The following is a 21,208-nucleotide window of genomic DNA, read 5'->3' as shown; positions in this document are numbered from 1 at the left end:
AGGCCCTTCGGGTCCCGGCGCACGCACACCTCGGCCGGGGTGTCCACCCACACCTCGGCGAAGTCGCCCGGCGCGAACAGGCTCCTGGCCGCCGCCCGGTCCGCCCGGTACGGCGACACCAGCGCCACGATCACGATCAGGCCGGCGTCCAGCAGGATGCGGGCCAGCTCGGCGACCCGGCGCACGTTCTCGGCGCGCCCCTCGGGGGTGAACCCGAGGTCCTTGTTCAGCCCGCTGCGCACGTTGTCGCCGTCGAGCACGTACGTGTGCAGCCCCACGCCGTGCAGCCGCCGCTCCAGCGCGTTGGCGATGGTCGACTTGCCGGCGCCCGGCAGGCCGGTCAGCCACAGGACCCTGGCCCGCTGCCCCTTCAGCCGCTGCCGGGCCTCCCGGTCCACGGTGTAGGCGTGGGGGACGACGTTGCGGCCGCGCCGCAGCGCGTGCCGCACCATGCCGGCCGCGACGGTCTCCTTGGTGACCCGGTCCACGAGCAGGAAGCTGCCGGTGTCGCGGCACTCCTGGTAGGCGTCCAGGCTGACGGGGGTGTCGGTGGTCAGCTCGACGGTGCCGATGTCGTTGAGCCCGAGCGTACGGGCGGCGAGCTGCTTGCCCGACACCACCTCCATCCGGCCGCGCACGGACGTCACCATCGCGGGCACGCCGCGGGAGCCGGCGAGCAGCAGGTAGGAGCGGCTGTGGCGGAGCGGCTCCTCGGAGGTCCAGACGAGCGTGGCGGAGTACGCCGTCGCGGGGGCCGGCCCGTCGCGCAGGGCGCCGGGCGTGGTCAGCAGGTCGCCGCGGCGCACGTCCACGTCGTCGGCCAGCGTCACCGTCACCGGCGTGCCGGGGGCGGCCTCGCGGAGGTCGTGGCCGCCGGGGCCGAGCAGCCGGTCGATCCTGGACGCGCCGCCGCCGGCGACCGCGACCGGGTCGCCCTGGCGGACGGGGCCGCCGGTGACGGTGCCGGCGAAGCCGCGGAAGCCGTCCGCGCGGATCACGTACTGGACGGGCAGCCGGTAGTCGCCGGCCGTCCCGGCGGGCGGCGGCTGCCAGGTGGCCAGCGCGTCGAGCAGGGTGGGGCCGTCGTACCAGGGCAGGCGCGGCGAGCGCTCGACGACGTTGTCGCCGCTGAGCGCGCTGGCGGGCAGCACGCTCGCGGTGACGCCGTACCCGTCGGCCGCCGCCCGCACCTCGCCGGCCAGCCGGTCGAACACGGCCTGGTCGTAGTCCAGCGCGTCGAGCTTGTTGACCACAGCGATGACGGCCCGCACGCCCATCAGCGCGCAGATGGCCAGGTGCCGGTGGGTCTGCTCGCGCACGCCCTTGGTGGCGTCCACGAGGAGCACGGCGACGTCGGCGGTGGACGCCGCCACCGCCATGTTGCGCGTGTACTGCTCGTGCCCCGGCGCGTCGGCGATGATCACGCGCCGGCCGGACGGCAGGTCCAGGAACAGGTAGGCGACGTCGATCGTGATGCCCTGCTCGTGCTCGGCCTCCAGGCCGTCGGTCAGCAGCGAGTAGTCCACCGCCCCGGCGGGGATCGTGGAGCCGCCGCGCCGGGTGCGCCGGGCGTAGTCGAGCTGGTCCTCGGTGGCGCTGCCGGTGCCGGCGAGCAGCCGGCCGATGAGGGTGGACTTGCCGTCGTCGACGGAGCCGCAGGCGATCACTCGAAGCATCGGCTTCATCAGAAGTACCCCTCCGACTTCTTGCTCTCGATGGAGGTGCCGCCCTCGCCGTCGATGAGCCGCCCCGCCCGCTCGGACCTGCGGTCGCGCCGCATCTCGTCGATGATCTCGTCGAGGGTCTCGGCCTTGGACTCGACGGCGGCGGTCAGCGGGTAGCAGCCGAGGGTGCGGAAGCGGACGTGGCGCTGCTCTGGCCGCTCGCCGGGCGACAGGGGGAAGCGGTCGTCGTCCACCATGATCAGGGAGCCGTTCCGCTCGACGACGGGGCGCGGCGCGCTGAAGTACAGCGGCACCACCGGGATGTCCTCGCGCTTGATGTAGTGCCAGACGTCCAGCTCGGTCCAGTTGGACAGCGGGAAGACCCGCATCGTCTGGCCTTCGGCCAGCTCGGTGTTGGCCGACCACCAGAACTCCGGGCGCTGCGAGCGCGGCTCCCAGCGGTGGTGCGGCTCGCGCAGCGAGAAGATGCGCTCCTTGGCGCGCGAGCGCTCCTCGTCGCGCCGCGCGCCGCCGATGGCGGCGTCGAACCCGCCGTCGTCGAGCGCCCGCCGCAGCGTGACGGTCTTCATGATCCGGGTGTACTCGTGGGCGCCGTGCGTGAACGGCGTGGCCCCTTCGGGGTTGGTGTGCACCCGCAGGTCGAGCCCGAGCCGGCGGGCGGTCTCGTCCCGGAAGGCGATCATCTCGCGGAACTTCCAGCCGGTGTCCACGTGCAGGACGGGGAACGGCAGCCGGCCGGGCGCGAACGCCTTGATCGCCAGGTGCAGCAGCACCGAGGAGTCCTTGCCGATCGAGTACAGCAGCACCGGCCGGCGAAAGGCCCCGGCGACCTCGCGCAGCACGTGGATCGCCTCGGCCTCGAGCATGTCCAGGACGTCTTCTTCGGCCAAATCTCGGCCCTCCGTCGTCGTGGGTGAGCAGGGGGATTCCCATGAGCGATGCGGCTATGCTGCCCTTGAGTAACCCGTAAAAACCTCATAACGGTTATTCTCTGGAATGCAGTGTCCCGCTCCTCCGGGGAAAGGAACCGGAGACTCCCGACCAGATTGGCGGTGCGGTGATGAACGCTCGCGGCAAGCGGAGCTCCCTGACGGTGAAGGAGCTGTCCAAGAAGACGTGGAGCGACTTCGAGACGGTGCTCGGCGACAACGGAGGGGCCCGCGGGTGCTGGTGCATGCACTGGCGGCTGTCCATCTCGGAGTGGATGGAAGGCAAGGGCGAGGGGAACAAGAAGGCGATGAACCGGCTCGCCCAGCGCGACCCGGCGCCCGGCGTCATCGTCTACGACGGGGACGAGCCCGTGGCGTGGTGCTCGCTCGGGCCGCGCTCGGCGTTCCCGCGGCTCGAACGCTCGCCGATCCTGGCCGACCTCGACGACACGCCGGTGTGCGCGCTGGCGTGCGTGTTCGTGCACAAGAAGCGCCGGGGCTCCGGGCTGCTGCCGGACATCCTCGAGGCCGTGTGCGGGTACGCCGCCGACGCCGGCTACACGACCGCCGAGGGTTACCCGGTCGAGCCGCGCGACGGCAAGCGCGCGGGCGCCGACACGGCCATGACCGGGATCGCCAGCGCCTTCCTCAAGGCCGGGTTCTCCGAGGTGGCCCGCCCGCGCAAGGACCGCCCGGTCATGCGCCGCAAGCTCGGCTGACCGGAGGGCTCGTGAGCAGGCGCGACGTCACTGCGGGGCCCGGCTCTGGCGGTGGCGGCGCGCCTTCTCGCGGTTGCCGCAGATGCTCATGCTGCACCAGCGGCGGCGCCCGCCCCGCGAGGAGTCCAGGAACAGCCAGCCGCACCGGCCGCAGGCCCTGATCCGGTCGTGCGGCAGCGTGAACACCGCATTCACCACCAGCAGGGACAGGGCGGCGGGGATCGCTCCCGGCGCCGACCAGTCGGCGGTGAAGCGGTGCGGCGCGGCGCCGTCCGGCTCGACCCGCCGGGCCCGCACGCCCGCGCCGGCCCGTTCCAGCAGCAGGCCGAACGGCTCGGGCGGCACGGGCGCGCCGTGCGCGATCGCGTCGAACACCGCCCACGCCTGCTCGCGCACCGCTCGCACCTCCGCCACGAGAGCATCCGTGGCGGCCGGCGACGGCATCGTGCCGGCCAGGCCCGCGGACACGCACCACGTCAGCACGTCGGAGGGGTCTTTCAGCAGCTCTCCGTCCGCGACCGGCTGGTGCCGGTCGTAGACGGTATTGGTGAGGTCCAGCGCCGGGTGGCCGCCGACGAAGTGGGCGTCCTGCCACGGCGCCTGGACCCTGCTGGCCAGAGTAACCATCTAACCCAATGTAAAGGGTTTCTCCGGCGTTGGCTAGTCTCCCTGGAACCGCCTGCGCAGCAGCACGGTCGTGGCGATGGCCGCGACCGCGAACCCGACCGAGCACCACAGGGCCCAGCGCCAGCCCTCCAGGGTGGCCGCCTCGGGCCCGCCGGCGCCGGCGGCGAAGTGCGCCGCCACCGACGTCACCACGCCGACCCCGATGGCCAGCCCGAGCTGCTGGGAGACGTTGATCAGGGCGCCGGCCGTGGCCTGCCGCCCCTCCTCGGCGCCGTTCGTGCCCGCGATGCTCGTCGTGATCAGCGCGATGATGTGGCCGAAGGCGTTCACGGACGTGCCGATCAGGACGAGCGCGAGCCCGTACCCCTCGGGCAGCCCCACCATGACGAGGATGCCGATCGTCTCGACGACGATCCCGAACAGCAGCACCCGGTAGAGCCCGAACCGCTCGACGAACCTGCCCGCGTAGATCCCGGTGACGATCGCGATCGCGCCCGAGACGGCGAAGGTCAGCCCGGTCGGCAGCGCGCCCAGGCCGAGGTGCGTCTGCAGGTAGAGGGTGAGGATGAACAGCATGCCGCCGTAGGAGCAGATCAGCAGGACGTTGAGCAGGTTGGCCGCGCCGATGCCGGCGGTGCGGAAGATGGAGATCGGCACGAGGGCGTGCCGCTTCCTCGACTCCACCCGGACGAACAGCGCGACGGCGGGCACCGCGACCACCGCGGCGAGCAGGATCGGCGCGGACGTCCAGCCGTACCGCTCCCCCTCGGTGAGGGCGAACACGAGCGCGACCATGCCCGTGGTGATCAGGGCGACGCCGGTGAGGTCGAGGTCGCGGGAGGCGTGCCGGTCCCGGCTCTCGTCGAGGTGCGCCTTGGCCAGCAGGCCGAAGACCAGCACGATGGGCACGTTGATCAGGAAGACGGAGCGCCAGCCGGCGAACTCGGTGAGCACTCCGCCGAGCACCATGCCGGAGACGAACCCGGCCGACAGCGCCGACCCGTAGACGCCGAGCGCCCGCTCGCGTTGCGGCCCTTCCGGGATGGCCGCCTGCAGCAGGCCCAGCCCGGCCGGGGCGATGAACGCGGCGGCGACCCCTTGCAGGGCGCGGCCGGCGATGAGCGCGGCCGGGGACCAGGCCAGGCCCGCCAGGAGCGAGGCCAGCAGGAAGCCGGCCAGGCTCCAGACGAACACGCGCTTCCTGCCGTACAGGTCGGCGACCCGGCCGCCGAGCAGCAGGAAGCCGCAGAAGGCGAGCGGGTAGGCCGACAGCACCCAGGCCAGGCCGCCCCCGGAGGAGAAGTCCATGGACTCGCCGATGCTGGGCGCGGCGACGTTGATGATGGAGTAGTCGAGCGCGACCAGGAACTGGGTGCCGCAGATGACGGTGAGCTGCCAGAACTGGCGGGACCGGAATCCGCTCTCAACGGTCGCTGGTGACGATTCTTGTTGCTTCATTTCCGCTCCTTTCGCTCCTGCCGGCCGTCGGCTCCCTGGCGGGCGTGCGGGCGTCCGCGACGGAGCCGAGGAACAGGCGGTGCACGTGCGTCACCGCGTCGAGGACGTCGTGCTCGGCGCACGTGATGGAGATGCGCCGGGCCTGGACGGTCAGGTCCCGCACCATGACGCCGCGGCTCCTGAGCGTCTCCAGCAGGAGGCGCACCTCGGGCTGGTGGCGGCAGAAGCCGCGGCCCACCAGCGACACCCGGCCCATCGGCCCGGACCAGCGCCGGCCGGCGAAGGCGCCGGCCGCGCACAGGTCGGCGAGCACCGCGTCCACGCGGTCCCGCCCGGCGGCGTTGACGAGGAAGCGCAGCGAGCCGGGCGGGCCGGCCTCCAGGTGGCCGAGCAGGTCCACGGGCAGCGTCGGGTCGGCCAGCCGGGCGGCCAGCGTGCCCAGCGCGGCCGGGTCGACGCCGTCGAGCCGGCAGTGCAGCTGGCCGGTGCGGTGCACGACGCCGACGGCGGTGGACCGCTCGCCGCCGAGCGCGGCCGCGTGCAGGTCGGTCACCCACGTGCCGGGCGTGTCGGCGGTGCTGGAGCGCACGTGGACGGGGACGCGGTGGATGCCGGCATACTCCACGCTGGAGTGGGCGAGCACCGTGGCGCCGCACGCGGCCAGCTCCGCCATGTCCTCGTAGGACAGGTGGTCCCATTTGCGGGCCTCGGCGACGTGCCGGGGGTCGGCGGTGAACACGCCCTCGACGTCGGTGAAGATCTCGCACGCCGTGGCACGCAGGGCGGCGGCCAGGGCGACGGCGGTGGTGTCGGAGCCGCCCCGGCTCAGCGTGGTCAGCTCGCCGCTGTCGGCGGCGATGCCCTGGAAGCCGGTCACCACCGGCACCACGCCGGACTGCACGCACGCGCGGATCGGCGCGGGATCGACGTTGACGATGCGGGCGCAGCCGTGCACCCCGTCGGTGATGATGCCGCCGTCGTGGGCGCTGAACGAGCGGGCGGGCACGCCGAGCTCGTGCAGCGCCAGCGCGAGCGCCGCCGCCGACGCCTGCTCGCCGGTGCTGAGCAGCAGGTCCAGCTCCCGCGCGTGCGGGCTGTCGGTCAGGTCGCGGGCCAGGTCGAGCATGGAGTCGGTGGTGCGGCCCATCGCGGAGACCACGGCGACCACGGGCTTGTCCGCGGCGGCGATGCGCCGTGCCGCGCGGCGGATCCTGCTCGCGTCACCCAGTGATGTTCCGCCGTACTTCTGAATCACCAGGTCCATCGGTCTTCTCTTCCTGCGCCGCATCGGTGGTCACGGTCTCCGTCATCGCCTGCCGTCCCAGCTCTCGCGGCGCAGCCGGTGCGGCGTTCCGAGCCGCACCGACTCGTACGCCGCCCGCCGGTAGTACAGCTGGGCGTCGTTGTCGGAGCGCATGCCGGCGGCGCCGTTGACCTGCATGGTCCGCGTCGTGACGGTGCGGGCCAGGTCCGAGGCCGCGGCCAGGCAGGCCGCCGCGTGCGCGGTCGCGCCGGGGTCGTGCACCAGCAGGCGGGTCGCGTCGATGTGCATGGACAGCTCGCTGAGCCGGAACGCCACGCCCTGGAACCTGCCGATGGGCTGGCCGAACTGGCGGCGCGTCCTGGCGTGCTCGACGGCGTGGTCGAGCGCGGCCTGCGCCAGGCCCACCAGGTACGCCGCCTGGCGCACCCGCGCGCCGGCCAGCGCCGCCGGCCATTCGGTGGCGGAGCCGGCCCACGCGGCGACGGGCGTGCCGGCGAACTCGACCTCGTACGCCTCGCCCCGGCCCGCCTCCTCGTAGCGCCGCATCGTGATGGACGGGTGGCCGGCCCGGACCAGCGCCGGTCCCGGCCCGCCGCCGCTCACCAGGAAGTGCTCGACCTCGGCGGCGAACCCCACGAAGGAGCAGCGCGCGGAGATCGCGCCGTCGCGCTCCCGCCACGGCTCGTCCGTGACGGCCAGCGCCACCGGCTCCTGGCCGAGGACGTCGCCCGGCACCAGCTCGCGGGCCGTCAGCGTGTCGAGCAGCGGCCCCTGGTAGAGCACCGAGCCGAGCAGCTCGGCCAGCCGCACGGTGTCGGGGGCGCCGAGGGCGTCGAGCCCGACCAGCCCCTCCCACACCATGGCGCGGACCTCGCGGCCGTCGCCGTCGTCCGCGTCCTGGGCGCGCGGCCGGTCGGCCATGCGCCGGACGATCGGCGCCAGCTCCTCGTCGAAGAAGCCGGCGATCTCCGTGATCTGCGTCGCGGTCATGACGGCAACCCCAGTTTCGATGTGGCGACGAAGAAGAGCATGATCTCCGAGGAGCCCTGGGCGAGCGTGAGCCCCGGCGCCTCGCGGAAGCCGGCGTCGAAGACGCCCTCGGCGATCGCGGCGGGGTCGCGCGCGTCCAGCAGCGCCCGCGGCCCGAGCAGCTCGACGGCCGCCACCGCCACCTCCTTGGCGGTCTCGGAGGTGTACCACTTGGCGGTCGCCGAGTGCACCTCGTCGGGCCGTCCCTCGTGCAGGTTCGCCACGCACCGCCAGGCCAGCAGCCGCGCCGCGCGCACCCGCGTCTCCAGCTCGACCAGCCGCTCCTCGCAGCCGGGCGGCGCGTGCTCGCGCAGCGCGGCCAGGGTGCGCTCGGCCTTGGCCGAGTGGTCCAGGCCGGTCCGCTCCAGCGGCAGCACCTTGCCCAGCACCTGCCAGCCGTCGTCGACCTCGCCGAGCACGTCCTCGGGCCCGACCCGGATCCCGTCGAGCGTCACCAGGTCGAAGCGCTCCTCCGACAGGTTCCACACCGGCTCGATGAGCACGCCCATGCTCCGCAGCGGCACCAGGAACAGCGTGATGCCGGCGAAGCTCACCGGGCCGGTGGACGTGCGGGCCGCGCACAACGCGAAGTCGCTGTGCTGCGCCTTCATGTTGTAGATCTTGCGGCCGTGCAGGCGCCAGTGGTCGCCGTCCGGCTCGGCGCGGGTGGCCAGCGAGGCCAGGTCGGAGCCGACGTCCGGCTCGCTGAACAGCACGTTCGCGGTGATCTCGGCGCGCGCCAGGCCCGGCAGGAAGCGCTGCTTCTGCTCCTCGGTGCCGAACAGGTGGATGGCGTTGCCGACGATGTCGATGCCCAGGGAGTGCACGTTGTCGGGCACGCCGTGGCGGATCATCTCCTCGGTGAGTATCGCCTTCTCCACGATCGTGGCGCCCGAGCCGCCGTACCGCTCGGGCCAGTTGATCGCCAGCCAGCCGAGCTTGCCGAGCCGCCGGTGCACCTCGAGCAGGCCGCTCTCCTCCCCGTACGGCAGCCGCCTGGACTGCGCGATCTCCGCGCGCACCGCGTCCTCGCACAGCAGCTTGCAGACTTCCTCCCGGAAGCCGTCCTGTTCCGGCGTGAAGGCCGGCATCATCGGGCACTCACCTCGCTCGTCCGGTCGCGCATGACTCGCGCCAGCGCTTCGATGTGCGGGGGGCGGAGCATCGTGTAGTGGTCGCCCGCCACCACGCGGGTCTCGTCGGCCCAGGCCCGCCGGCGCTCGGCCTTGCCGGGCCCGGACCCCTGCGCGCACAGCGCCACCACCCGGGCCCGCACGCGGGGCGGGCGGAAGGTCAGCAGGGCGCGCACGTTCGCGGCGAACACGGGGAACCGCTCGGCCAGCCCGGGGTCGCGGGGGTCGGCGCCCATGGCGGCCACGTCGGCGTCGAACCAGGCGCGCAGCTCCTCGTCGCCCGGCTGAGCGGGCTCGCCGGGGATGGCGGTGTCGTCGCGGGTCGCGGCGTCGTCAGGGATCGCGGTGTCGTCGGGGATGGCGATGTCTTCGGGGATCGCGGTGTCGAGCACTAACGTCAGGGCGACGTCGCCGTCCTGGCGGGCCATCTCCAGCGCGACCGCGCCGCCGACCGACCAGCCGCCCACGTGCAGCGGCCCGCCGGGGCGGACCTCGCGGATCGCGGCCAGGTAGGTGGCCGCGAGGTCGGCCAGGCTGCGGCCCTCGGTGGGGGCGCCGTGCAGGCCGGGGTCCTCCAGCGCGTACACCGGCTGGTCGTCGCCCAGCAGCGGGGCCAGCGGCACGTACGGCGCGACCGAGCCGCCCGCGGCGTGCACGAGGAACAGCGGCGGCCTGGTGCCGGCCGGCTGGAGCGGCACGAGCGGGGAGCCGGGGCGCCCGTCCGGCGCGGCCTGGGCCTGCCGGGCGAGCGCCTGCTCCCGTTCGCGCCGCAGCCGCAGGCGCAGCACCGCGCGCCGTTTCTCGGCCAGGTCGGCGGTCATCAGCTCGACTCCTTCAGCAGCCGGTCCAGCTCCTCCTCGGACAGGCCGGCGACCTGGGCCTCCAGCTTGGCGACCTCGTCCTCGCCCAGCAGGGCGCGCTGCGCGTCGTCGATCTGGGCGGCGAACTGGCTGAGCAACGGGTAACTGAACAGCCGGCGCGGGTCGAGCGTCACCTGGAAGGCGTCGCGCACCCGCGAGATCATCTGCGTGACCTGGAGGGAGTTGCCGCCGAGCACGAAGAAGTTGTCCTGCGCGCCGACGCTGCCGGGCTCGAGGCTGAGCAGGCTCTGCCAGATCTCGGCCACGCGGCGCTCGGTGTCGGTGCTCAGCTCGGCCGGCCCGGTGCCGCCGCCGGGGCGCGGGTCGGGCAGCCGGGCGTGGTCCACCTTCCCGGTCGCGGTCAGCGGGAGCTGCTCCAGCCGGACGTAGTCGGCAGGCACCATGTGCAGGGGCAGCAGCCCGCTCAGGTGCTCGCGCAGCGCGTCCTGCTCGAAGTCGCCCACCACGTACGCGGCCAGCCAGGCCGACGGCGTGCCCTGGTCGCGCACGGTCACCACGCACTGGCGCACGCCGTCGAAGGTCTCGATGGCGTGCTCGATCTCGCCCAGCTCCACGCGCAGCCCGCGCAGCTTCACCTGGCGGTCGACCCGGCCCAGGAACTCCAGATTGCCGTCGGCGTTCCAGCGCACCAGGTCGCCGGTGGCGTACATGCGCTCGCCGGGGGTGGGAGCGAACGGGTCGGGCAGGAACTTCTCGGCCGTCTGCCCCGGCCGCCCGAGGTAGCCGATGGCCAGGCCGGCGCCCGCCATGTGCAGCTCGCCGGGCACGCCGACCGGCACCGGGCGCAGCGCCCGGTCCAGGACGTAGGCGCGCTGGTTGGCCATCGCCCGGCCGATCGGCGGCGGCCCGTCCAGCGGCTCCGGCGGGCACAGGTAGTCCACGCAGGTCACCGTGACCTCCGTTGGCCCGTACCCGTTGTGGAACTCGCGCCCCGGCTTGCTCCACCGGTTGACCAGGTCGGCGCCGAACGGCTCCATGCCGATGAAGCACACCCGCAGGTCGTCGAGCGCGGCCGGGTCGAGCAGCCCCAGCACGGCGGGCGGGATGTCCACCATCGTCACCCGCTCGCGTTCCAGCAGCCCCTGCAGCTGCTCGGGGTCGAGCAGCTCGGAGCGCGGCGCGCCCACGATGGTGGCGCCGGCGGTGAGCGTGGAGAACACGTCCGACACGCTCACGTCGAAGGCGGGGTTGGAGAACTGCAGGATCCGGTCGTCCGGCGTGACCGAGAACATCCGCTGGAAGGTGGTGCAGAAGTTGACCACCGCCCGGTGCGGGACCATGACGCCCTTGGGGGTGCCGGTCGAGCCCGAGGTGTAGATGACGTACGCGGTGTCCTCCTGCGCCACGTGCACCTTCGGCGGTGACGCCGGCCGGCCGTCGAGCACGTCCGTGTCCAGCAGGAGCCGCGCCACGTCGGCGGGCACCCGGTCGGCCAGGTCGGACGTCGTCACCACGGCGGCCACGTCGGCGTCGCCGAGCTGGTACGCCAGCCGCTCCGGCGGGTACTGCGGGTCGAGCGGCAGCCAGGCCCCGCCCGCCTTGAGCACGCCGAGCTCGGCGGCCGGCAGGTCGAAGCCGCGGTCGAGCAGCACGCCGACCACGCGGCCCGGCGTCACCTTGAACTCGTCGACGAGCACGTGCGCGAGCCGGTCGGAGCGCTCGTCGAGCTGCCGGTAGGTGAGGTTCTCGCCGGCGAACCGCATCGCGACCGCGTCGGGCGCCTCGGCGGCGCGCGCGGTGAACAGCTCGTGCAGCAGGCGCCCGTCGACCTCGCCCGGCTCGGGGTTCCAGGCGGTCAGCACGCGCAGGTACTCCTCGTCGGGCATGATGTCCAGCGCGTCCACGCGGGCGTCCGGCCGCGACAGGGCGTCGGTCATGACCGTGGTGAAGTGCTCGACCAGCCGCTCGATGCGTTCGTGGTCGAACAGCTCGGAGGAGTACTCGATCCACACGCCCAGCCCGCCGTCCGGCAGGTCGTTGATCTGGAAGGTGATGTCGAAGCGGGTCGTCTCCGGCTGCGGGGTCAGCATCTCGACCTCGACGCCGGGCAGCCGCCAGCGGGCGATCATCGGCTCGGGCAGCAGCGTGAACAGGTGCGCGACCAGGGGGTTGCGGCCCGGCAGCCGCTCCGGCTTCAGCTCCTCCACCAGGCGGCCGAACGGCACGTCCTGGTGGGCCATCGCCTCCAGGATGTGGTCGTTGGTGGCGTGCACCAGGTCGCGGAAGACGGGGTTGCCGCGCAGGTCGCCGCGGACCACCACCGTGTTGGCGAAGAAGCCCATCATGGGCTCGATCTCCGAGCGGGTCCGCCCGGACAGGACGGAGCCGAGCGCGATGTCCTCCTGGCCGGTGTAGCGGTTCAGCAGGACCTGGTAGCCGGCCATCGTCAGCGCGAGCAGGGACACACCCTCGGCCTTGGCCGTCTCGCGGATGCGGCGGGCGAGGTCGTCGGGCAGGCGGGTCTCGTGGATGCGGCCGGCCCCGGTGGGCGCCGACGGGCGCTGCCGGTCGGTCCGCCACTCCAGCGGCTCCATGCCGTCCACCGCGGAGTGCCAGTACTCGATCTGCTTGGCCGGCTCCTCGCTGAGCAGCCACAGCCGCTGCCACGCCGCGAAGTCGGCGGGCTGCAGGGTCAGCTCCGGGAACCGCGCGCCCTGCGGGTCCTCGTAGCGGGCCGTCAGCTCCTCGGCGAACTGGCGCGAGGACCAGCCGTCGATGACGATGTGGTGCCACACGATGGACAGCACGTGGTCCTGCGGGCCCAGCCGCAGCAGGCCGAACCGGTAGGGCGGGCGGTTGCGCAGGTCGAACTCCTCGCGCACCTGCGCGTCGATCCACTCCTGGATCTGCTGCTCGGTGCCGTCGGTGACCGGCAGCTCCCACGTCTCGGGCGGCGGATCGACCGTCTGGAACGGCACGCCGTGCTCGTCGCCGAACCGGGTGCGCAGGCTCTCGTGCCGCGCGACGATCCCGCGCAGCGCCTCCGACAGCCTGGGCACGTCGAGCGGGCCGCGCAGGCGCATCGCGAACGGCACGTTGTAGACCGGCGCGCCCGCGACCATCTGGTGCAGGAACCACAGGAACCGCTGCTGCTCGGCGATGGCCATCTTGCCGGTGCGCGGAACGGGCACGATCTTCTCCCGCTCGGCCTTCTCCGCCACGCGCTGGCGCACCTTCCGCTCCAGCAGGGCGCGCCTGATGTCGGCGACATCGCGTTCGTTGGGTGCGGACATGATCTCGGTCTCCTCCTTACCGTCGCACGCTGATCGGGCGCAGATCGGTCCACACCCGGGCGATGTGCTCCAGGCACTCGCTCTTGCCGCTCTCGACACCCGCCGCGCGCCAGCCGTTCGGCAGGTCACGGCCGGCGGGCCAGATCGAGTACTGCTCCTCGTGGTTGATCACCACGACGTACTGCGCTTCCATGGCGCTCACCTCTCCTGGGGTGCGAAAGTCTCCTGGGGGACGAAAGCGGGGATGCCGGTCAGCTCGCCGAGGTAGCGGTCGAGCATGGCGAGCCCGTCCGCCGCCGGGGGGCGGGCGTGCCGGCTGAACCGGCGGGTGTCGAAGTGCCGGGTGCCGTCGGTGAACAGCCGGTCGAACTCCTCCGGCGCCGCGCCGTCCCGGTCGCCGCTCGCCGGCGGCAGCAGCAGCGACAGCCTGACCAGCCGCTCCTCGGAGCCGGCGACGGCGTCCAGGCGCTCGCGGAAGCACGCGTAGCCGACCCGGTCGAGCCCGGACCGCTCGGCGAGCACGCCGAACGCCTCCGCGAAGCGCAGCCGGGCCGGGCACAGCACGTGCATCGCGCCGTCCGGCACGTCGAGCTCGCCGGTCGCGGCCCGCGCCACGAACGCGCCGACCACGTCCACCGGCGTCACGTCCGTCTCCGCCGCCGTGGGGAAGACGCAGCCGGTACGGGCGCACGCGTACAGCAGGTTGTGCGCCAGCGAGTCGGGGTTGGCCACGCCGATCTCCCGGTGCGGCCACACCTCGCCGAGCCGGTACACCACGGACCTGACGCCCAGCCGGTGCGCGTCGGCCAGCACGCTCTCCGCGACGTACTTCGAGCGGTTGTAGCCGTCGGCGGCGACCTGGTCCATCTCCGGGATGCGGTCCTCGGTGATGGGCGGGGCGCCCGGGCCGGGCGGCGGGAAGATGCTCAGCGTGGACAGCGTGTGCAGGCGGGCGCCGCCCGCGGCCAGCTTGATGAGCTCCTGCACGCCGAGCACGTTGGCGGGCCGGTGGTCGAGGTAGCCGGACAGGAAGTTCACCGCGCCGGCCGCGTTGACGACGCCCGACACGGACGAGGCGATCGCGTCGAAGCGCCACTGCGGCAGGCCCAGCAGCTCGCTGCCCAGGTCGCCCGGCACCACCTCGACCCGGCCCGTCTTCAGCGCCATGGGCAGCGCCTGCCAGGCCGCGGTCAGGCCGTACTGGTCGAGGACCTCCGTCAGGCGGCGGGCGCCGGCCGGCGGGTCGCAGCAGCGGACGAGGCAGATCAGCTCGGCGTTGGAGCGGGTCAGCAGCTCGGCGAAGATGTGCGCCCCGACGAAGCCGGTCGCGCCGGTGAGCAGCAGCGTGCGCGGCGGGCGCCAGGCCAGGTCGTGCCTGATGTAGGCCAGCTCGGCGCTGTCGTCGTCGACGCCCCTGGTCAGGCGGGCCGCCTGGGCGCGGACGGTGGAGGCCACGAGCAGGTCGCGGGGGCGTACCGGCCGGCCCAGCCGCTCGCTGATCGCGGTGGTCAGCCGGTACGCCAGCAGCGACGTGCCGCCGTAGTCGGCGAACGGCACCGTCACCGACACCTGCTCGCGCTCCAGCACCTCGCACCACGCCGCGCCGACCAGCTCCTCCATGGGGTCGGCCGGCGGCTCGACCCGCTCCTCCTGGCCCGCCCCTGGGCCGTCCCGGCGACGAGGAGCGCGGCCAGGGCCTTGCGGTCGGCCTTGCCGTTGTGGTTGAGCGGGAGCGCGTCGAGCACCACGATCTGGTGCGGCACCTGCTCGGCCGGCAGCTTCTCCGCCGCGTACCCGCGCAGCCGCTCCGCCGCCGGCGGGTCGGCCGGCGAGCGCGGGGTGACGCAGCAGACGAGCGTGGAGGCGGGCGGCTCCCCGAGCACGAGCGCCACCGCGCTGCCCACGAGCGGATGGCCGGCCAGGGCCGAGGCGACGTCGCCGAGCTCCACCCGCACCCCGCCGACCTTGACCTGCTCGTCGAGCCGGCCGTTGTAGTACAGCAGGCCGTCCTCGCCGAGCCGGGCCAGGTCGCCGGTCCGGTACAGCTTCTCCCCCGGGATCTGGGGGAACGGGTTGGGCACGAACGCCCGCTCGGTGCGGCCGGGGTCGTCGAGGTAGCCCGCGCCGACGCACTCCCCGCCGAGATACAGCTCGCCGGGCGTGTTCACCGGGACGGGCCGCAGGTCCTCGTCGAGGACGATCGCGGCGGTGTTGTCGATGGGGCGCCCGATCGGGATCCGGTCGGCGTCGGCGTCGGTGACGTCGTGGAAGACCGACCCGATCGAGCACTCCGTCGGCCCGAACGTGTTGGTGACCGCCAGCCCCGGCAGCAGCGCGCGCAGCCGGTGCACCGCGCCGGGGCCGGCCGCCTCCCCGCCGATCAGCATGCGCCGCAGGCTCGACGCCGCCACGCGCAGGTCCTCGCGCACCTCCAGCAGCGACACGAACGCCTCCAGCACGGACGGCACGAAGTCGGTCATGGTGACGCCGTAGCGGCCGATGGTCAGCGCGGTCTGTTCGAGGTCGAGGATGCCGTCGCGGTGCGGCAGCACGACCTGCCCGCCCGACACCAGCGGCCACAGCACCTGCCACATGGAGGAGTCGAAGGTGGAGCGGCTGTTCTGCAGCGTGACGTGACCGGCGCCGTCACCGAACCGGCGCGACATCGCGGTCAGCCTGTTGACCAGGCCGCGGTGGCGGTTCAGCGCGCACTTGGGGGTGCCGGTCGAGCCGGAGGTGTAGAACCCGTAGATCAGGTCCTGCGGCCCCGGCCGGCGGCCGGCCGGCGGGGGTCTCCTGGCGGCCGGGTCGTCCGCCGCCCGCGCGCAGTCGACGACGACCGCCTCAGGTGCCCGCTCCAGCTCTTCGAGAGCCGGTACGGTCGCCGGCGACACCACGACGGCGGGCGGCGACAACTCGGCCATGATCGCGGTCAGCCGGTCGATCGGCCAGGCCGGATCCAGTGGCACGAACGCCGAGCCCGCCTTCATCACCCCGAACAGCGCCGCCGGGAACTCGGGGCCGTCCGCCACCAGCACGGGTATCAACTGACGGGCCCGCACGCCGTTGCCGATCAGCCGGTGGGCCGTCATATTGGCCGCGGCGTCGAGGTCCGCATAGCTCATCGTGGTGTCACGGTGGCGAATGGCGGGGCGGTCGGGGCCCCGCTCTTTCTGCGTACAGAACAGGTCGAGGACCGTGCTGTGCCGGGGAAACACATGCTGCGGCCCCAGAGATGAGGTCAGGACGTCTTCGCTCAGTCGCGGGTGTTCATGGCGTGGCATCGTGCTCCCAACAGATCCTCGTTTCCGGCGAGTTTCCTGCGCAATCGGCTGATATTCGGGACGACGTTTTCCGGGCAGCCTGGATCGGCTCTCGGAGAGTCGCTCGGATAAATGCGGGCGCGGCTCTTAATGAATGGCCGCGCAACGCGGGCACGAAAAAGAGAGGGGCGCGGCGGAACACGGCCCGGGGGCGGTGCTTTTACGCGTGCCGCCGAACTGCCTTTACGCGTGGCGCCGGGCGTTCCTGGGCGTTCGGGGTCGTGCCGCCGGCGCTCCTAGGCGCTCCGGGGCGGGCCGCCGGTGCCGCGTGACAGCTCGTGACGTGCTGGTCGGCGCGTGCAGTGACGAAGCGTTCCCCCCTTCCTCCTGGGCCTGGGTGCCGCACGTGCGATCAAAGTAACCTATATCAGGCTGATAACGGGTTACTCACATCTTGGAACACGGAACCGGGATCCGCAACCCCGCCCGGCCCCGCTCCCGGCCCGGCCGCCGCCGCGCGAGGCGGCATGGCCTGCGGGAATGTGAGGGCGCCTGACACCGAAATTCGGATGGAGCCGGGCGAGCGCCGCACAGGGGCGGCGCGAGTGGCATACCCGGCGTTACCCCCGGCCGGTCCCGCCAATCCGGGGCCACCGCCTTTTGTGACAACTTGCCGAAGCCCACGAATGGTCGCCCGGACACCGCTCGGCAAGGGACCATATAAGTGCGCGCCGGGCCCACCGAAACGGACCGGAAGAAAATCGGGCACCGAATATCGGGCGGCCGCGCATTTTTTCCGGATTTGCGCTCGGCGGGAGTGATGGCGGGCAATTCGTGGGTAGGGTCGCTGACCGCCGGCGTATCGAAAGGCCGGCATCGCACCCATTCACCGAGGTAAAGGGGGAGCCGTGCGGCCGGACCAGGACAACGTACGCGCCGGACTGTTCCAATCGGGCGGCCTTTCCGCCCTCGCGGCCGGGATCTGGCTCCGGGAGACGGGCGTGCCGGCGCGGCACTACATCGCCGACCTCGGCCAGGCCGATCGCGCGAAGCTGGACGCGCTCGCCGCCCGCCTGCGCGAGCTCGGCGACGAGGCCGTCGTCGTCGACCTGCGCCCGCCGATGGCCGCCGTCGCCTCGGACCTGCTGCGCTACGGCGCCCGGCACGACGGCGGCTACTGGAACACGACCGGCGCCGCCCGCTTCGTCCTCGTCAGCGAGCTCACGCCGGTGATGCGCGCCGACGGATGCCGGGCCTTCGTGCACGGCTGCGTCGGCGGCGGCAACGACCAGCGCCGCTTCGCCCACTACGGCGCCCAGCTCGCGCCGGAGCTGGCGATCGTCGAGCCGTGGACGCACCCCCAGGCCCTCGAACGTTTCCCCGACCGGCACGCGATGCTGGCCGCCGTCACCGAGCACGGGCTGCCGCTCGACCCCGGCAGCGGCGCCGACCGCTCCACCGACGCCTGCCTCGCCGGCGCCTCCCACGAGTCGGCGGAGCTGGAAGCCCTCACCACCCCGGTCACCCGCCTCGGCCCGCGCTGGAGCACCTGGCCCGGCCAGGCCCCGGCCGACCCCGAGACCGTCACCGTCACCTTCCTCGACGGGCGCGTCACCGACGTCGACGGCAGCGGGCCCGACCCGGTCGCGTGGATGGCCCGCGCCAACACCGTCGGCGCCCGGCACGGCGTCTGGCTGCGCGACGTGGTCGAGCGGCGCATCATCGGCACTGTCTGCCGGGGCGTCTACGAGGCGCCCGGCCTGGAAGTGCTCGGCCCCGCCTGGACCCGCATGCTGCAGGCCGGCCTCGACGCGGCCGGCCGCGAGCTCTACGACCGGATGGCCGCCGTGCTCGGCGCCGCCATGTACGAGGCGCGCTGGCTCGAACCGGCCGCGCGGGCGGCACGGGCGGCGATCGACCGGCTGGTCGGCGACATCAGCGGCAGCGTGACGCTGTCCGTGCACCGGGGCGTCGTCCGGATCGAGCGGACGGACATCACCGGCCGGGTGGAGCAGCAGACCCGGTTCGGCTCGGGCGGCAACCGCTGGAGCGAGCCGACCACCGCCGCCCCGGCGGCGGGCGCCTTCTCGCCAGGGGACACCGCCGACCCAGCGGGGGCCACCTTTTCGCCAGGGGGCACCGCCGTCCCGCCCCTTGGCCGCCATCGACCGGACATGAACTCGACAGGGAGGAGAACTCATGCGTGAGCGCCGATTCGGCCGGCTGGGCTGGAAGGTCAGCGAGGTCGGCTACGGCATGTGGGGCATCGCCGGCGGCGAGGGCGGATGGACCGGCGCCGACGACGCGACCGGCGACGCCGCGCTCGACGAGGCCGTCCGGCTCGGATGCACCTTCTTCGACACCGCCTGGATCTACGGGCGCGGCCACAGCGAGCGGATGCTTGGGCGGCTGCTGGAGCGGCACCCCGACCGCCGCCTCCATCTCGCGACCAAGCCCCGCCCAAGGACCGCACCTGGCCGTCCACCCGCGACTCCAAGCTGGCCGACGTCTACCCGCCGGACCACCTGTGGGAGTACCTGAACCGCAGCCTCGAAGGGCTGGCCCTGCCGTCGGTGGACCTGTTCCAGTTCCACGTCTGGGAGGACTCCTGGGCGCACGACCCGTCGTGGCAGGACACGGTCACCGAGATGAAGGACCGCGGGCTGATCGGCGGGGTCGGCATCAGCGTCAACCGGTGGGAGCCCTGGAACGTGCTGCGGACGCTGGAGACCGGGCTGATCGACGCGGTGCAGGTCATCTACAACATCTTCGACCAGGCCCCCGAGGACGAGCTGTTCCCCGCCTGCCGCGAGCTGGACGTCGCCGTGATCGCCCGGGTGCCCTTCGACGAGGGCACGCTCACCGGCACCCTCACCCGCGACAGCCGCTGGCCCGAAGGCGACTGGCGCAACACGTACTTCGTGCCGGAGAACCTCGTCCCGAGCGTGGAGCGCGCCGAACGGCTGGCGCGGATCGTGCCCGAGGGCATGACCATGCCCGAGCTCGCCCTGCGCTTCATCCTCGCCAACCCCGACGTCGCCACCGTCATCCCCGGCATGCGCAAGCCCGCGCACGTGCGCGCCAACCTCGCCACGAGCGACGCCGAGCCGCTGAGCGAGGAGCTGATGGCCGCGCTGCGCGAGCACCGCTGGGACCGCCGGCCCACGGAGTGGTCGCAATGAGCGCCGCGCCCAAGCCCATCGTGCTGTGGGCGGTCCCCCGGTCGCGGTCCACGGCGTTCCTGCGCATCATGCTCGAACGCGGCGACCTCGAAGTGCTGCACGAGCCGTTCTCCTACCTCCAGGCGGACGGGCACTTCGAGGTGGCGGGCCGGCGCGTCACCTCGCCGACCGCGCTGCTCGACGCGATCCTCGAGCTGAACGCCGGCGGGCGCCGGGTGTTCGTCAAGGAGACCTCCGACTACACCTACACGCCGCTGCTCCAGGACGAGCGGCTCTACACCGAGGTCGTCAACACGTTCATGATCCGGGAGCCGGGGGCGGCGATCTCGTCGCACTACGCGATGAACCCCGGCGCCACCCTCGACGAGTACGGCTTCGAGTACCTGCACGTCATCTTCGACGCCGTCCGGTCGGCCACCGGCGAGATCCCGCTGGTGATCGACGGCGACGACCTCGTCTCCTCCCCCGAGGCGACCGTCCGCGCGTACTGCGAACGCGTCGGGCTCGCCTTCAAGCCGGAGGCGCTGCGCTGGGACCCGGGGCGGCGGGCGAACTGGCGGCGTACCGACCGGTGGCACGCGGAGGTCGCGCGGAGCAGCGGCCTGGAGGCCAGGACGCCGCAGCGGCGCGAGACCCCCGACACGAACCCGCACCTGCGCCGCGTCGCCCAGTACCACCAGCCCTTCTACGACGCCCTCGCCCGCCACCGCCTCGCCGGCTGACGTCCACGCCCGCGGGCCCGATCCGCCCGCCGACGGGACCCCCGGTCAGCACGTGGGCGACTGGTCGCCGGCGGGGCGGCAGGTCGGCGCGGGGCGCCGGTCGGCCGGGTCGGTGGGCTCCGGTTCGGGTGCCGTGCCGAGGGGGCTCGGGGTCTGGCGAGGTGACGGGGCGCCGGTCGAGGGGGCGCCGGAAATACCGGCCGTGGCCGATGGCTCTGGGGCCGGAGTGGGGTCGGCGGCCGGCGTCGTGATCGTCGCGAGAGTCGCGCTCACGACCGGCGCCGGGGTGAAGGTGGAGACGACCGCCGGGGACTCCGACGGGCTCGGGGGCGGGCTCGCCGAGCGGGTCGCCGCCGTCCGCAGCGGGCGGCCGGGGACGTCGAGGCCGGCGCCCGTGCCCTTGCCGACCTGCGGCTTGGGGCGGGCGGCCGGACGGGCGGGCTTGCCGGTGAGCTGCTCGGCCACGGTCCGGTCGGCGACGGTCTGGTACATCAGGATGCCGGCCATGCTGACGGCGAACACCACCCCGGCGGCGACGGCGATCCTGCCCCACGGCGCCCTCTCGTCCGGTGCCGGCTCCGCCTCCATGACCGCGACAGCCGGCGCCTTCGCGGCGGTGTGCCCGCGCTGGGTGTTCTCTGTGTGCTGCTTGACCTTCTGGTGGGTGCGTTCGAGGTAGTGCGCGTACACGGTGGTGCCCACCGTCGTGCCGACGCTGACCAGCGCCGCGCCGATCACGGTGCCGGCCACTCCGAGGCAGGAGGCGGCGACCGCGGCGGTGGCCCCGGCCAGCGCGCTGCCCGCGATCTGCGGTCCGGTCAACTCGAACTTCCGCTGAACGTCGCCCATCCCGGCCCAGTCCCCTTCTTGATCGATCGATGTGTGCAAAAAGCCGGGCAAGGGCGACGAACAACGCATGCGGGAACGAGCGGAGTTGCGCGCCCACCAGGCTGGGCAGATCCGGGGGGTTCGTGGTGATGAGTCTAGGTTCGTCACCTGGGCGGGCCCCGCCGACCCGCCGCCGAATGGGCGGATCTTTACCGGCGAGCGCACCACCTTTGGCCCCGGACAGGTTTGCCGCCG

The 21,208-nt window shown here is 73.3% G+C and carries 17 protein-coding genes and 1 pseudogene; 5 read left to right on the top strand and 13 right to left on the bottom strand.

Annotated elements, in window-relative coordinates; translation table 11 throughout:
• Positions 1 to 1,676 (bottom strand): adenylyl-sulfate kinase (gene cysC, locus KIS93_RS03570; protein WP_186403558.1); only part of this gene is annotated, 1,676 nt, incomplete at its 3' end.
• A gap of 8 nt (positions 1,677 to 1,684) precedes the next feature.
• Positions 1,685 to 2,593: pseudogene (gene cysD / locus KIS93_RS03565) on the bottom strand (sulfate adenylyltransferase subunit CysD); the annotation flags it as partial.
• 152 nt (positions 2,594 to 2,745) lie between these two features.
• Here cysD and KIS93_RS03560 point away from each other — a divergent pair.
• Positions 2,746 to 3,333 carry a GNAT family N-acetyltransferase gene (locus tag KIS93_RS03560; protein WP_080038054.1) on the top strand — a complete coding sequence of 196 codons (588 nt, stop codon included), beginning with the start codon at positions 2,746 to 2,748 and terminating at the stop codon, positions 3,331 to 3,333.
• 27 nt (positions 3,334 to 3,360) lie between these two features.
• On the opposite strand, the gene KIS93_RS64485 is transcribed toward KIS93_RS03560, so the two are convergent.
• The 10 genes from KIS93_RS64485 to KIS93_RS03510 are packed head-to-tail and all read right to left on the bottom strand — an operon-like array spanning position 3,361 to position 16,242.
• A complete protein-coding gene (locus KIS93_RS64485) occupies positions 3,361 to 3,960 on the bottom strand; it encodes a CGNR zinc finger domain-containing protein (RefSeq protein ID WP_080038053.1) in 600 nt (199 codons plus the stop codon).
• Positions 3,961 to 3,993: 33 nt separating this feature from the next.
• The gene (locus KIS93_RS03550; RefSeq protein WP_080038052.1) at positions 3,994 to 5,418 is read right to left on the bottom strand and encodes an MFS transporter; all 1,425 of its coding nucleotides are present in this window, start codon (positions 5,416 to 5,418) and stop codon (positions 3,994 to 3,996) included.
• Positions 5,384 to 6,682, bottom strand: coding sequence for an aspartate kinase (locus KIS93_RS03545; RefSeq protein ID WP_186403557.1), 1,299 nt, complete (start codon positions 6,680 to 6,682; stop codon positions 5,384 to 5,386). Before KIS93_RS03545 ends, KIS93_RS03550 begins: the two co-directional genes overlap by 35 nt.
• A 42-nt stretch (positions 6,683 to 6,724) precedes the next feature.
• Entirely contained in the window at positions 6,725 to 7,672 is a 948-nt protein-coding gene (locus KIS93_RS03540) for an acyl-CoA dehydrogenase family protein (protein WP_080038050.1), read from the bottom strand.
• Entirely contained in the window at positions 7,669 to 8,805 is a 1,137-nt protein-coding gene (locus KIS93_RS03535; protein ID WP_080038049.1) for an acyl-CoA dehydrogenase family protein, read from the bottom strand. Before KIS93_RS03535 ends, KIS93_RS03540 begins: the two co-directional genes overlap by 4 nt.
• Positions 8,802 to 9,665, bottom strand: coding sequence for a thioesterase domain-containing protein (locus KIS93_RS03530; protein ID WP_080038048.1), 864 nt, complete (start codon positions 9,663 to 9,665; stop codon positions 8,802 to 8,804). Before KIS93_RS03530 ends, KIS93_RS03535 begins: the two co-directional genes overlap by 4 nt.
• Positions 9,665 to 12,958, bottom strand: a complete 3,294-nt coding sequence (locus KIS93_RS03525; RefSeq protein WP_080038047.1) for a non-ribosomal peptide synthetase — start codon at positions 12,956 to 12,958, stop codon at positions 9,665 to 9,667. Before KIS93_RS03525 ends, KIS93_RS03530 begins: the two co-directional genes overlap by 1 nt.
• Positions 12,959 to 12,974: 16 nt before the next feature.
• Positions 12,975 to 13,151, bottom strand: a complete 177-nt coding sequence (locus KIS93_RS03520; protein ID WP_080038046.1) for an MbtH family protein — start codon at positions 13,149 to 13,151, stop codon at positions 12,975 to 12,977.
• Between the two features lie 5 nt (positions 13,152 to 13,156).
• The gene (locus KIS93_RS03515; RefSeq protein WP_186403556.1) at positions 13,157 to 14,578 is read right to left on the bottom strand and encodes an SDR family oxidoreductase; all 1,422 of its coding nucleotides are present in this window, start codon (positions 14,576 to 14,578) and stop codon (positions 13,157 to 13,159) included.
• On the bottom strand, positions 14,518 to 16,242 hold the full coding sequence (locus tag KIS93_RS03510) for an amino acid adenylation domain-containing protein (RefSeq protein WP_281261938.1): 1,725 nt from the start codon (positions 16,240 to 16,242) through the stop codon (positions 14,518 to 14,520). The genes KIS93_RS03515 and KIS93_RS03510 overlap by 61 nt, the downstream gene beginning before the upstream one ends.
• A gap of 887 nt (positions 16,243 to 17,129) precedes the next feature.
• Between KIS93_RS03510 and KIS93_RS03505 the strand changes: the two genes are divergently transcribed.
• The 4 genes from KIS93_RS03505 to KIS93_RS03495 are packed head-to-tail and all read left to right on the top strand — an operon-like array spanning position 17,130 to position 20,125.
• Positions 17,130 to 18,428 carry an argininosuccinate synthase gene (locus tag KIS93_RS03505; RefSeq protein WP_186403554.1) on the top strand — a complete coding sequence of 433 codons (1,299 nt, stop codon included), beginning with the start codon at positions 17,130 to 17,132 and terminating at the stop codon, positions 18,426 to 18,428.
• Complete coding sequence (locus tag KIS93_RS67240) at positions 18,421 to 18,762, top strand: aldo/keto reductase (protein WP_281261937.1); 342 nt, start codon at positions 18,421 to 18,423, stop codon at positions 18,760 to 18,762. Before KIS93_RS03505 ends, KIS93_RS67240 begins: the two co-directional genes overlap by 8 nt.
• A 32-nt stretch (positions 18,763 to 18,794) precedes the next feature.
• Positions 18,795 to 19,403 carry an aldo/keto reductase gene (locus KIS93_RS03500; protein WP_281261936.1) on the top strand — a complete coding sequence of 203 codons (609 nt, stop codon included), beginning with the start codon at positions 18,795 to 18,797 and terminating at the stop codon, positions 19,401 to 19,403.
• Positions 19,400 to 20,125: a sulfotransferase-like domain-containing protein gene (locus tag KIS93_RS03495; protein WP_080038042.1), complete on the top strand. Its 726-nt coding sequence runs from the start codon at positions 19,400 to 19,402 to the stop codon at positions 20,123 to 20,125. Before KIS93_RS03500 ends, KIS93_RS03495 begins: the two co-directional genes overlap by 4 nt.
• Before the next feature lie 45 nt (positions 20,126 to 20,170).
• On the opposite strand, the gene KIS93_RS03490 is transcribed toward KIS93_RS03495, so the two are convergent.
• The gene (locus KIS93_RS03490) at positions 20,171 to 20,974 is read right to left on the bottom strand and encodes a hypothetical protein (protein ID WP_080038041.1); all 804 of its coding nucleotides are present in this window, start codon (positions 20,972 to 20,974) and stop codon (positions 20,171 to 20,173) included.
• Between the last annotated feature and the right edge of the window lie 234 nt (positions 20,975 to 21,208).

Source organism: [Actinomadura] parvosata subsp. kistnae (genome assembly GCF_900323885.1).
Classification (GTDB): domain Bacteria; phylum Actinomycetota; class Actinomycetes; order Streptosporangiales; family Streptosporangiaceae; genus Nonomuraea; species Nonomuraea composti.
Note: the sequence above shows the minus strand (reverse complement) of the source record. Positions and strands in the feature narration are given on the sequence as shown.